The following is an 11,929-nucleotide window of genomic DNA, read 5'->3' as shown; positions in this document are numbered from 1 at the left end:
GCGTAGCGCAGCGGAGCGCCCTTGACGCCCGGCCCGGAACCGCCAATCTCGGAGAACCGGACGGCCCCGGTGCCCCATGTCCAACACCGGACCACAACAGTCCCCACCCCCGGCCCCACCCCCCAGAGGCCGTCGCGGCCTACGTCCCGGGAATCTCTCCTGCCGGTCCCCCTCCTAGAGGAGCGTTCCGCCGATCCGGCGCTGCCTCCATCTGCACCGACGGGGCCCGTGGGCAGGGCCCGTCGGCCATGGCCGGCGATCTGCGCACCCTCCGCCGGGCGTTACCTTGGCGGCCCGCCGTGCCCGCATCGAGACTCTTCCGCAACGCTTTCGAGCGAGCGTTCGCGGCGTCCCGCGCGTCACAGTCATGTGAACCGACGACGCGAGGGGGCCAGGATGGGGACCTGGAAAGTACGGCGGGGGCTGCTTGCCGCAGCGGTGGCCGGGGGGTTGCTGCTCACCGGATGCGGGGGCGGCGGCGACACGGAGCGGGCCGCTGACAACAGCAGCAGGGAACGGAACGGCACCGCCCCGCTGCCCGCTCCGGGCCCCGCCTCGCCCGGCACCGGCGACGCGGCCACCCCGGACGAGCAACAGGACGGCAAGGAACGCGGCTTCGCCCCGCCACCCGACTACCTCTCCACCTTCGCCCTGGACGTGGACACCGCCTCGTACGGCTTCGCCCGCCGCACCCTCGCCGAAGGGCGCCTCCCGGACCCGGCGACCGTACGCCCCGAGGAGTTCGTCAACAGCTTCCGCCAGGACTATCCGCGCCCCGACGGCGACGGCTTCTCCGTGAACGTGGACGGCGCCCGCACCGACGAGGACGGCTGGTCCCTGCTGCGAGTGGGCCTCGCGACCCGCGGGGACGGCGCGGACAGCGAACGCCCGCCCGCGGCCCTCACCTTCGTGATCGACGTCTCCGGCTCGATGGCGGAGCCCGGCCGGCTCGACCTGGTCAAGGAGTCGCTCGGGATCATGACCGACAAGCTGCGCGACGACGACTCCATCGCGCTCGTCACCTTCAGCGACAGCGCGGAGAAGATCCTTCCCATGACCCGGCTCGGAGACCACCGGGGCAAGGTGCACTCGGCCGTCGACGCGATGGAGCCGACCCAGTCCACCAACCTCGAAGCAGGCATCCGCACGGGATACGACACCGCGGTGGGCGGTCGGCGCGACGGCGCCACCAACCGTGTCGTGCTGCTCTCCGACGCCCTCGCCAACACCGGCGAGACCAGCGCCGACGGCATCCTGGAGCGCATCTCCGACGCCCGCAAGGAACACGGCATCACCCTCTTAGGGGTGGGCGTCGGCAGCGACTACGGGGACGCGTTGATGGAGCGTCTGGCCGACAAGGGCGATGGCCACACCACGTACGTGTCCGACAGTGAGGAGGCCCGTAAGGTCTTCTGCGAGCAGCTCCCCGCCAACATCGAACTGCGCGCCCGCGACGCGAAGGCGCAGGTCGCCTTCGACCCGAAGACCGTCAAGCAGTTCCGGCTCATCGGCTACGACAACCGCGCGGTCGCCGACGACGACTTCCGCGACGACACCGTGGACGGCGGCGAGGTCGGCCCCGGACACACCGTGACCGCGCTGTATGCCGTACGGATGAGGCCCGCCACCAGCGGGCACGTGGCGACGGCGAGCGTCCGCTGGCTCGACCCCGACAACCGTGTCCCGCACGAGGAGTCCAACGAGATCGAGTCGGGCGACCTGGAGGGCGGCCTCCGGGACGCCGACCGGGGCCTGCGGACCGCGGCGGTCGCCGCGTACTTCGCGGACGCGCTGCGACAGGGGGCGGCCGCCGGCACCACGTCGGGTCCCGAGCCGATGTCCACCTCCACCTCCACTTCCACCTCCAGCGATTCCCCGGGCTACCGGTCGCTTCCCGGCGCCCCACCGCTCGCCGAACTGGCGAGGGACGCGGACCAGTTGTCCTCGGACGGCGACGGCGACAAGGCCCTGCGGGACCTCGCGACAGCCGTCCGGCAGGCGGACCGCCTCACCGGTGGACACACAGGCGGCGGAGGCGGGGGAGAGGACGAGGGCGAGATCAAGGGCTGACCGCCGCCCCCGAAGCCTTCTGGCCGCACAACTCCCGCTCGGCCCGCACCGGGTCATTGGGGAAGCGGAACGACGTCCGCTCCCACGCCCCGGCGACATTGCGCAGGAACCGCCCCGGCGTCATCGGATCCCGCGTCGCCGCCCGCAACTCGGCGAGCGCCCCGCAGTCGAGCGCCCGCCGGGCCGCGGCGACATCCGCCGGGTCGAGTCCCGCGGGCAGTGGCCCGTGGCCGCGGTCGGCGAAGATCCACGTGTCGGGGAGCCGCTTGTCGTGGCCCACGCGGCTGCCTTCGATGCGCTCGGAGTGGGCGGCGAGGGGGTAGGCGAGGCCGATCGGGTCGAGGGCGGCGCCGCTGAGCGGGACCACCGTGCCGCTGAAGCCGAGGGTCATGTAGACGCCGGTGACGGTGGGGGAGTTGGTCCCGGCCGGGGTCCTCGCGAGGAACAGGCTCGGCGTGCCCTCGCGATCGGCTTCGCGTACGAGACGTGCGTAGGCGACGTTGCCCGGATACCCCGCGAAGTCGTGGTGGAGGGGGTGCGGGGCCGCGTTCTGCTGGACGTACACCCCTCGTTCGTCCGCGATCCCGCCGGGCCCGATCCGCCCCTCGTACGGAATCCGCAGCCAGCCGGCGCAGGCCACGGCCCAGATGCCGATGCCCACCGCCGCGATGGTCCACGCGCGCGTGAGCGGCACGAGGAAGACCGGCAGGAGCATGAGGAGCAGCCCTGGCAGGAACATCCGGCCGTGCATGAAGTCGCCGCCCACCTTGATGACGTAGCCCCAGCAGAGGAGCCCGGCGACGACCGGCGCGAGCGCGGGGATCAGCGGTGGGGACCCCTTGCGGTCCGCCGACGCCGCAGCCGCCGCCCATGTTGCCGAGGTCGCCGAGGTCGCCGATGCAGTCGATCCAGTCGATGCAGCCGATGCCGCCGACGGCAGCAGAGCCGCGAGCAGGAACAGCGCGGGCACCCACAGCAGATAGGGCTCCCCGAAGTCCGCGAGATAGTCGAAGCCGCGCCCCCACAGGCTCTGCGAGGCCTCCTTGGTCACGCCGGGCAGCGGCATCAGCTGTCCGTAGTACCCGACCCGGAAGATCTCGTACGCGACCGGCAGCGCGAGTGCGGCGCCGAGGCCGCCGAATGCCGCCCGCCGCGAGGGCCGCGCCATCAGCCACTGCGCGACGAGGAAGACGGCGGTCACCAGGGCGAGGTCGGGACGTACGAGGGGGCCGAGCCCCAGGACCACACAGGTGCCTAGCGAGCGCGCCCGCGTGACGAGGAGCAGCCAGGCCCCCGCGATCCAGCAGGTGGCGAGGCCGGTCTCCAGGCCGGAGGTGGCGAAGTCCCAGACCGGCGGCAGGGCGAGCAGGACGAGACAGCCGACGGGCAGTACGGCCTTGTCCGCGTACAGCCGCATCGCCCCGAGCGAGGCGAGCGCGAACCCGGCGGCGGTCAGCAGCAGCCCGCCGTACATCGCCGCCCGCGCGATGTCGATGCCCGGCAGACCCGCGAGCACGAGCATCCACTGCCAGAGGGTTCCGGTGGAGGATTCGGCGCGCTCGCCCGCGTTGAAGACGGGGCCGTTGCCGGCCAGGATCTGCCGGACCGTGCGGACGTAGATGTGCCCGTCGTCGGACATCCAGCGCCGCTGGAACCCGGCGAACACGATGACGCAGGCCGGCAGCAGACACAGGACGCGGCGCCGGAGCGTGCGCTCGGCGTCGCGTCGGCTGTTGAGCATCCCGAGGACGGCGTCGGGCTCGCGGGGTGTGAGTTGCGTCGACGTCATGATCGATTTATCGGCGCAGGTCAGTGGGGCCTTGAGGGGAGGATCCACCCCGCCGACGCCGCCTCAGCGAATCTGCCGCCCGGAAATCGCCCTGGCGATCACGAGCCGCTGGATCTCGCTGGTCCCCTCGAAGATCGTGTAGATCTTCGCGTCCCGGTACATCCGCTCCACCGGATGCTCCCTGCTGTACCCCGCACCCCCGAGCACCTGCACCGCCTTCTCGGTCGCCGCGACGGCCAGCTCACCGGCCCGCAGCTTGGACATCGAGCCCTGCCCCGCGTCGAACGCCTTGTCGTTGCGCGCCATCCAGGACGCCTGCCAGATCAGCAGCCGAACCGCTTCGATCTCGGTCCGCAGATCGGCGAGGGCGAAGGCGATGGACTGGTTCTCGATGATGGGGCGGCCGAAGGCCTCGCGTGAGCCCGCGTAGTCGAGCGCGTACTCGTAGGCGGCCCGCGCGATGCCGAGCGCCTGCGCGCCCACCGTCGGCCTGCTCACCTCGAAGGTGGCCATGGCGGCCTGGCCACGGCCTCCGGAACCCGCCTTCGCGCCTTCGCGGGCCCGCGCGAGCCGGGCGTCGAGACGCTCCTTGCCGCCGAGCAGACAGTGCCCCGGCACGCGTACGTCGTCGAGGAACACGTCAGCGGTGTGCGAGGCCCGCAGCCCCAGCTTCTTGATCTTCTTGGCGCCTTCGAGGCCCGGCGTGCCGGGCGGCACGATGAACGCCGCCTGTCCCCGTGAGCCCAGGGAGGGATCGACGGAGGCGACCACGACGTGGACGTTGGCGATGCCGCCGTTCGTGATCCACGCCTTCTGGCCCGACAGCTTCCACTCGTCGCGTGCCTCGTCGTACGTCGCGCGCGTCCGCATCGCCGACACGTCCGAGCCCGCGTCGGGCTCGGAGACGCAGAACGCCGCGACCTTCGGGTCGTCCTCGTCGCCGAAGCACTGCGGCACCCATTCGGCGAGCTGGTCGGGCGTGCCCGCGGAGAAGATGCCGGCCACCGCGAGCGACGTGCCGAACAGGGCCATCCCGATGCCCGCGTCGCCCCAGAACAGCTCCTCGTTGGCTATCTGCAGCGAGAGCCCGCTCGGGTCCCCGAACAGATCGGCCAGGGACTCGAACCCGTACAGGCCGATCTTCGCGGCCTCCTGGATGACGGGCCAGGGCGTCTCCTCGCGCTCGTCCCACTCGGCGGCGGCGGGCCGCACCACGTCGGCGGCGAAGCCGTGCACCCAGCCGCGCAGGTCCCGCTGTTCCTCGGTCAGTTCGAGCGAGAAGGCCATGATGTGCTCCTTTCGGGGAGGTCGGCGGCGGAGGTCAGGCCTTCGGGATGTCGAAGTAGCGGGTGAGTCCGGCGGCGAGCGCCACGTCGCCCGCGACCTTGAGCTTGCGCATCATGAACATCGTCACGGGGTTGGCGTTGCCGGAGACCAGCTTGAGGAACTCGGCGTCGGCCATGACGAGCGTGACGCGCGGCTCGGCGTCCGAGCGGCCTTCGCGGACGGTGCAGGTGCCCTCCGAGATGTCCGTCTCGTAGACCGTCTCGACCGCCTCGTCCGTTCCCGTGACCTTCCAGCGGATCAGGGCCTTGAGCGTGCCCGCCGCCTCCGGCTTGAACTGCCGGCCCATCCGCCCGAAGACCTCCTGCAGGACACGGGCGCGCAGCTCCGCGTCCTGTGCGATCTCGGTGATCTCCTTGCCGGACAAGCCCTTCACGATCTTCGCGAACTCCTCGGGGGTGACGCTCGCGAAGTCCAGTCCGGCCACCCCTTCGGCCCCGCTGACACCGTCCGCCATGGCAATCTCCTTACTGAGTAGTAAACTTACTAGAGGGTAAGGTAGCCCCGAGTCTGGGAGGCTGCAAGGGTGACGGTCAACGGGAGAACTGAGGGACGGCGGAAGCGCGTTCCGCGCCAGGAGCGCGAGCAGCAGATCATCGACGTGGCGGTGACGGTCTTCGCCAAGCGCGGCTATCACGCCGCGTCCGTGGACGAGATCGCCGAACTCGCCGGGATCTCGAAGCCGATGGTCTATCTCTACCTCGACTCGAAGGAGGGCCTTTTTCTCGCCTGCCTGCGCCGCGAGGCCGACCGCCTCGTGGCCGCGTTCCAGGGCGCGGCGAAGGCGGGCGGCGGCGCGCCCGATCTGCGGCTGCACGCCGGCCTCTCGGCGTTCTTCGCCTTCGTCGCCGCGCATCGCGACAGCTGGGTCGTCCTGCACCGCCAGGCGTCGGAGCTGAGCGAGGCGATCGCGTCCGCCGTCGCCGGCGCGCGGCGCGCGGTGATGGCCGAGGTCGCGGGCCTGGTCCGGGACGGCATCTCGGAGAGCGGCGGCGGTTCGCAACTCGACGACGAGGACGCCGACTTCGTCGCGCACGCGCTGGTCGGCGCGGCGGACTCGCTCACCGACTGGATGGGCGGCCACCCCGGCCAGTCGCCCGAAGGCGTCACGCTGCGCCTCATGAACATGGTGTGGGTCGGGATGGGGCGGGTGCTGGAGGGGGAGGTGTGGGTGCCGGCTGCGGCTCCTTCGCAAGAGGAGTGAGCGCTTCTGTCACCGAAGTGATGGCCGCCCGCTGATTTCTTCGCTGCACGACCCATTGAACTTTCCCTACGCTTGAGTAAGTTGACCTCCCAGTAAGTACGCATGCACCGCTGGTAGTTCATGAGTGGGGAGCCGGGAAGCGTCATGGGCGTACGCAAGGATCTGAAACGGGCGCAACGCCACAGCGAGCTGGCACAACGCGCCGCGGTGGAGCTCGTCCGGGACGAGCACGGCGCCGTGCGCGAGGCGCGTACCGCCCGCCTCGCGCCGAAGGCGACGACGGGCAGCACCGCCGACATCCCCTTCGCCAACGCCGCCGAGGCGCCCGACGCGGTCGTCATGCGCCGCAAGCAGGGCGGCCAGTGGCGCCCGGTCACCGCGGCGCAGTTCGCACGTGAAGTCACCGCCGCGGCCAAGGGCTTGATAGCCGCCGGGCTCAAGCCGGGCGGCCGGGTCGCCCTGATGTCCCGTACGCGCTACGAGTGGGCCGTACTCGACTTCGCGATCTGGTCGGCGGGCGGGCAGACCGTGCCCGTCTACGCCACGTCGGCGGCGGAACAGATCGAGTGGATCGTGCGGGACTCCGGCGCGACGCTGCTGATCGCGGAGACGGCGGAGAACGTCACGACGGCCGACGCCGCCGTCGCGGGCCTCGCCGAGCCGCCGCGCGTCCTGTGCATAGACGACGGCGCGCTGTCCGAACTCGCCGCGCAGGGGCGGGAGCTGTCCGACGAGGAGGTCACCAAGCGCAGGTCCGCCCTGGGACCGGACTCCATCGCCACCATCTGCTACACGTCGGGCACGACGGGCAAGCCCAAGGGCTGCGTCCTGACCCACGCCAATCTGCACGCCGAGGCCGCGAACACCGTCGACCTGCTGCACCCCATCTTCAAGGAGATCACGGGCCAGGTCGCCTCCACGCTGCTCTTCCTGCCGCTCGCCCACATCCTGGGCCGTACCATCCAGATCGCCTGCATGCTCGCCCGCATCGAACTCGGCCACTGCCCGAGCATCAAACCGGACGAACTGCGCCCCGAACTGCGCTCGTTCCGGCCGACGTTCGTCGTCGGCGTCCCGTACCTCTTCGAGAAGATCCACGACACCGGCCGCGCGACCGCGGAGAAGATCGGGCGCGGCGCGTCCTTCGACCGGGCCGAGGGGATCGCGGTGCGGTTCGGCGAGGCGTATCTGAACAAGTTCCTCGACAAGCGCGGCCCCGGCCCCTCGATCGGGCTCTACGCGGGCTGGGCGCTGTACGAACTGCTCGTCTACCGCCGCATCCGCAAGGAGGTCGGCGGCAGGCTGCGGTACGCGATCAGCGGCGGCTCACCCCTCGACCGGCGCCTCAACCTCTTCTTCTACGCCGCCGGAATCGTCATCTACGAGGGGTACGGCCTGACGGAGACCACGGCGGCGGCCACCATCACGCCGCCGCTCAAGCCCCGCCCCGGCACGGTGGGTCTTCCGGTGCCGGGCACCGCCGTGCGCATCGCGGACGACGGCGAGGTGCTCATCAAGGGCGGCATCGTCTTCGGCTCGTACTGGAACAACCCGGCCGCGACGGACGCCGTACTGCGGGACGAGTGGTTCGCGACCGGTGACCTGGGGGCCCTCGACGACGACGGGTACCTCACGATCACCGGGCGCAAGAAGGACATCCTCGTCACGTCCGGCGGCAAGAACGTCTCCCCGGCGGTCCTGGAGGACCGGCTGCGCAGCCGGGCGCCGGTCGGACAGTGCATCGTCGTCGGCGACAACCGTTCGTACGTCGCCGCGCTCATCACCCTGGACCCGGAAGCCGTCGAGCACTGGCTGGCCGTGCGCAAACGCCCGAAGGACACCCCGCTCGCCGACCTGTGCGGGGACCCGAAGATGATCGCGGAGGTCCAGAAGGCCGTGGACTACGCCAACGAGGCGGTCTCGCGGGCCGAGTCCATCCGTAAGTTCTCGCTGGTGGAGGGCGAGTTCACCGAGGACAACGGGCTGCTCACGCCGTCACTGAAGATCAAACGGCATGCGGTCGCGGCGGCGTACGAGAGCGAGATCGAGGCGCTCTACGGTGAGTGAATCGCGGCGCTCTGCGGTGAGTGAGGGGACGGCCGCCTCCCGGGAGACGTGGGACTACGACGTACTGGTGGTCGGGTCGGGCTTCGGCGGTTCGGTGGCGGCCCTGCGCCTGACCGAGAAGGGCTACCGGGTCGGGGTCCTGGAGGCGGGGCGCCGCTTCACCCGCGATTCGCTGCCCCGGCACTCCTGGGACCTGCGGAACTACATCTGGGCGCCGGCCCTGGGTCTCTACGGCATCCAGCGCATCCATCTCCTCCGTAACGTCATGGTCCTCGCGGGCGCGGGGGTGGGCGGCGGCTCGCTGAACTACGCGAACACCCTCTACGTACCGCCGCAGGCGTTCTTCCAGGACAAGCAGTGGGCGGGCATCACGGACTGGCGGGCAGAACTGGCCCCGTACTACGACCAGGCCCGGCGCATGCTGGGCGTGCGCCAGAACCCGACCACGACCGAGGCGGACGAGCACCTGCGGGCGGCGGCGGACCGGATGGGCGTGGCGGACACCTTCCGGCTGACGCCGGTAGGGGTGTTCTTCGGCGACGGCAGGGATGCGGGTGGCGGTGGCGAGGCTGCTGGGGGCGGTGGTGGTGGCGGTGGTGGTGGCGGTACCGGCGGCGCCACCGGATCCACTCGTTCAACGGCCGGAGTGGGGCGGGGAGTTCCCGGGCCGGAAGTTTCTGGGCCGGAGGTTGCTGGGCCGGAGGTTGCCGGGGCGGAAGTTCCCGGGCCGGAGGTTGCCGACCCGTACTTCGGAGGCTCCGGTCCCGCACGGACGCCCTGCACCGAGTGCGGCTCGTGCATGACGGGCTGCAAGGTGGGCGCCAAGAACTCGCTCACCGAGAACTATCTGTACCTGGCCGAGCGGGCGGGCGCGGAGATCCGCGCGATGACGACGGTGGTGTCGGTGCGCGAGGTCGACGGCGGCCACGAGGTGGTGACCGTACCCACCAACAAGCGCCGCAGGGGCCGCCGCACCGTCCTGCGCGCCCGCCACGTCGTCCTCGCGGCGGGAACGTACGGCACCCAGACCCTCCTGCACCGCATGAAGGAGGAGGGGGTCCTCCCGCACCTCTCCTCCCGCCTCGGCAGGCTCACGCGCACCAACTCCGAGGCGCTGGTGGGCGCGGTGACCTTCCCGCGCCGGTACCGCAAGAAGCACGGCGACGGCCGCCCCCTGGACTTCACGAAGGGCGTGGCCATCACGTCCTCCATCCACCCGAACCCGACCACCCACATCGAGAACGTCCGCTACGGCAAGGGCTCCAACCTGATGGCGTTGATCTGCGTCCCGCAGTACCGCCGGAACCTCCCCAAGCCGCTGGCCGCCGTACTGGCCTTCGTCACCCACCCCGTACTCGTGGCGCGGGTGGCGTCGACGCACCGCTGGTCGGAGCGCACGATCATCGGCCTCGTCATGCAGACCCACGACAACTCCCTCACCACCCGCCTGGGACGCCGCCGCCTGCTGACGGCCGAGCAGGGGCACGGCGCGCCCAACCCCGTGCACATCGCGGAGGGCTGGGAGGCGGCGGGCCTGGTGGCCGAGCGCATCAACGGCTTCGCGGGCACGAACTTGGGCGAACTCCTCAACAAGCCCCTTACGGCACACTTCCTGGGCGGTTGCCCGATAGGCGACTCCCCGGCCGGGGGAGTGATCGACCCCTACCACCGCCTCTACGGCCACCCCGGTATCTCGGTGGTGGACGGCTCGGCGGTCTCGGCGAACCTGGGCGTCAACCCGTCCCTCACGATCACGGCCCAGGCCGAGCGGGCAATGGCGCACTGGCCCAACAAGGACGAACCGGACGCCCGCCCGCCCCAGGGCACGCCCTACGCGCGCGTGCCGGCCGTCACCCCGCGCAGGCCCGCGGTGCCGAAGGGGGCGTACGGGGAGCTGCGGCTGCCGGACGCGGGGTAGATGCCGGACGTGGGGTAGAGGACGTGCCGCCGAGGACACGCCGTAGAGGACATGACGTAGGGGGCATGGCGTAGAGGAAATGCGCTGCTCCTCGCCACTGCACGCCCTGATGAGGGAGCAGGGTGGAGGGCAGGGCGTACCGCCCGCGATGAGCTCCCCTCCACGGCCGGTGCTGCCCGACCATGGGCGTCGGCATCGCGGGAATGTGCCGGCGCCTGTGAGGGAGAGCCAACAGGACGAGACCGCGCGCCGACGGCTAGTCAGCCGCTCCCGTCAGTCGATACAGAACTCATTGCCCTCGATGTCCAGCATCGGTATGCAGGAGTCGTTGCCGTCGTACAGAGTCCGCACATGTACGGCGCCGAGCGGGATGAGCCGCGCGCATTCCGCCTCGAGCGCGGCGAGCCGCTCTTCCCCCACGAGCCCGGTGCCGACCCGCACGTCGAGATGCACACGGTTCTTGACGGCCTTACCTTCGGGAACGCGCTGGAAGTACAGCCGGGGGCCGACCCCTGTGGGATCACTGCAGGAGAACGACGCGTCCCGCTGCTCGGCGGGCTGAGAGGCCTTGAAGTCGTCCCAAGTGGCAAACCCTTCCGGCGGCGGAGGCACGACATACCCCAGCACCTCGCACCAGAAGCGAGCGAGGCGCTCGGGTTCCGCACAGTCGAAGGTGACTTGGAACTGCTTGATCAATGTCATCGGATCACCGTATGCGGCAGCCGCGGACTACCGCGCCGGATGGGCGGATCGAAGGCAGAGTTCGGAGGCCGGAGGGGGCACTTAACGACCCGACCACTGTCATGTCACGAACGTGTCTTGAAAACGATCAAGGAGCAACTGAGGCAACCACCTCGCCCGTCTGGCATGACAGAACTCCACAAGGACCGAACAGTCCCCGCTCGCTCCCAGGAGCGACAGCCCCACGCAGAAGCGAAGGACAGGCACCACCATGCGCACTCGGAAGATCTCGGCACTGACCATGACCGCCGTGGCCCTCAGCCTGGCGCTGACGGCATGCAACAACGACGGCGCGGACAAGGCTTCCTCCCCCGAGAGCTCCGCGACCAGCTCGTCGGCGACGGCCACGAAGACCCCGAAGTCCGACACGACCACCGCGGACGGCAAGCAGTCGGGCACTCCCGCAAAGTCCGACGCGAAGTGCACGGACCAGCTGGACTACGCGGGCGACCCGCGCTCCAACGCCGAGATCAACTCGATCGGAGCGGACACGGGCACGTGCCCCGCCCCCCAGAAGTCCCCGTCCGACACGAAGTGCACCGACCAGCTGGACTACGCGGGCGACTCCCGCTCCAACGCCGAGATCAACTCGATCGGAGCGGACACGGGCACCTGCCCCGCCCCCCAGAAGCCCGACGCGTCCAAGGGCACACCGAAGAAGCCCGGCGTGAAGTGCACGGACCAGGTGAACTACGCGGGCGACTCCCGCTCGAACGCAGAGATCAACTCAATCGGCGAAGACACGGACATGTGCCCGCCGGTCAAGAAGTAGCAAACCCCTCACGCGTTTCCGCAG

9 protein-coding genes are annotated in these 11,929 nt (G+C 70.6%); 5 read left to right on the top strand and 4 right to left on the bottom strand.

What is annotated here, in order from left to right; genetic code table 11:
* Positions 1–396 precede the first annotated feature (396 nt).
* The gene (locus ABZ906_RS18235) at positions 397–2,070 is read left to right on the top strand and encodes a von Willebrand factor type A domain-containing protein (RefSeq protein WP_361383128.1); all 1,674 of its coding nucleotides are present in this window, start codon (positions 397–399) and stop codon (positions 2,068–2,070) included.
* Here ABZ906_RS18235 and ABZ906_RS18230 read toward each other — a convergent pair.
* The 3 genes from ABZ906_RS18230 to ABZ906_RS18220 all read right to left on the bottom strand — a co-directional run bounded on the left by ABZ906_RS18230 (position 2,060) and on the right by ABZ906_RS18220 (position 5,660).
* Positions 2,060–3,859 carry a hypothetical protein gene (locus ABZ906_RS18230; RefSeq protein WP_361383125.1) on the bottom strand — a complete coding sequence of 600 codons (1,800 nt, stop codon included), beginning with the start codon at positions 3,857–3,859 and terminating at the stop codon, positions 2,060–2,062. The genes ABZ906_RS18235 and ABZ906_RS18230 overlap by 11 nt on opposite strands.
* A 63-nt stretch (positions 3,860–3,922) precedes the next feature.
* A complete protein-coding gene (locus tag ABZ906_RS18225) occupies positions 3,923–5,149 on the bottom strand; it encodes an acyl-CoA dehydrogenase family protein (RefSeq protein ID WP_361186937.1) in 1,227 nt (408 codons plus the stop codon).
* Between the two features lie 31 nt (positions 5,150–5,180).
* Entirely contained in the window at positions 5,181–5,660 is a 480-nt protein-coding gene (locus ABZ906_RS18220; RefSeq protein ID WP_361383122.1) for an SCP2 sterol-binding domain-containing protein, read from the bottom strand.
* A gap of 69 nt (positions 5,661–5,729) precedes the next feature.
* Between ABZ906_RS18220 and ABZ906_RS18215 the strand changes: the two genes are divergently transcribed.
* The 3 genes from ABZ906_RS18215 (at position 5,730) to ABZ906_RS18205 (ending at position 10,392) form a co-directional block, all read left to right on the top strand.
* Entirely contained in the window at positions 5,730–6,407 is a 678-nt protein-coding gene (locus ABZ906_RS18215; protein WP_361186267.1) for a TetR/AcrR family transcriptional regulator, read from the top strand.
* Positions 6,408–6,551: 144 nt separating this feature from the next.
* Positions 6,552–8,474 carry an AMP-dependent synthetase/ligase gene (locus tag ABZ906_RS18210; RefSeq protein WP_361383119.1) on the top strand — a complete coding sequence of 641 codons (1,923 nt, stop codon included), beginning with the start codon at positions 6,552–6,554 and terminating at the stop codon, positions 8,472–8,474.
* 16 nt (positions 8,475–8,490) lie between these two features.
* Positions 8,491–10,392 (top strand): GMC family oxidoreductase, encoded by a 1,902-nt coding sequence (locus ABZ906_RS18205; protein WP_361383116.1) that lies wholly within the window; start codon positions 8,491–8,493, stop codon positions 10,390–10,392.
* A gap of 273 nt (positions 10,393–10,665) precedes the next feature.
* Here the strand turns inward: ABZ906_RS18205 and ABZ906_RS18200 are convergent, their stop codons facing one another.
* Positions 10,666–11,094, bottom strand: a complete 429-nt coding sequence (locus tag ABZ906_RS18200; RefSeq protein WP_361383113.1) for a VOC family protein — start codon at positions 11,092–11,094, stop codon at positions 10,666–10,668.
* A 250-nt stretch (positions 11,095–11,344) separates the two neighbouring features.
* On the opposite strand from ABZ906_RS18200, the gene ABZ906_RS18195 reads away from it, so the two are divergent.
* On the top strand, positions 11,345–11,905 hold the full coding sequence (locus ABZ906_RS18195; RefSeq protein WP_361383110.1) for a hypothetical protein: 561 nt from the start codon (positions 11,345–11,347) through the stop codon (positions 11,903–11,905).
* Positions 11,906–11,929: the final 24 nt, after the last annotated feature.

It is taken from the genome of Streptomyces sp. NPDC046925, assembly GCF_040644915.1.
Classification (GTDB): domain Bacteria; phylum Actinomycetota; class Actinomycetes; order Streptomycetales; family Streptomycetaceae; genus Streptomyces.
The sequence above is the reverse complement of the archived record's forward strand: the minus strand, read 5'-3'. Positions and strand labels throughout refer to the sequence as shown.

What these genes read in the sequence shown, in the direction of transcription:
- ABZ906_RS18210 (WP_361383119.1), top strand. Translation starts at nt 6,552, where the DNA reads ATGGGCGTACGCAAGGATCTGAAACGGGCGCAACGCCACAGCGAGCTG.
- ABZ906_RS18235 (WP_361383128.1), top strand. Translation starts at nt 397, where the DNA reads ATGGGGACCTGGAAAGTACGGCGGGGGCTGCTTGCCGCAGCGGTGGCC.
- ABZ906_RS18200 (WP_361383113.1), bottom strand. Translation starts at nt 11,094, where the DNA reads ATGACATTGATCAAGCAGTTCCAAGTCACCTTCGACTGTGCGGAACCC.
- ABZ906_RS18230 (WP_361383125.1), bottom strand. Translation starts at nt 3,859, where the DNA reads ATGACGTCGACGCAACTCACACCCCGCGAGCCCGACGCCGTCCTCGGG.
- ABZ906_RS18195 (WP_361383110.1), top strand. Translation starts at nt 11,345, where the DNA reads ATGCGCACTCGGAAGATCTCGGCACTGACCATGACCGCCGTGGCCCTC.
- ABZ906_RS18220 (WP_361383122.1), bottom strand. Translation starts at nt 5,660, where the DNA reads ATGGCGGACGGTGTCAGCGGGGCCGAAGGGGTGGCCGGACTGGACTTC.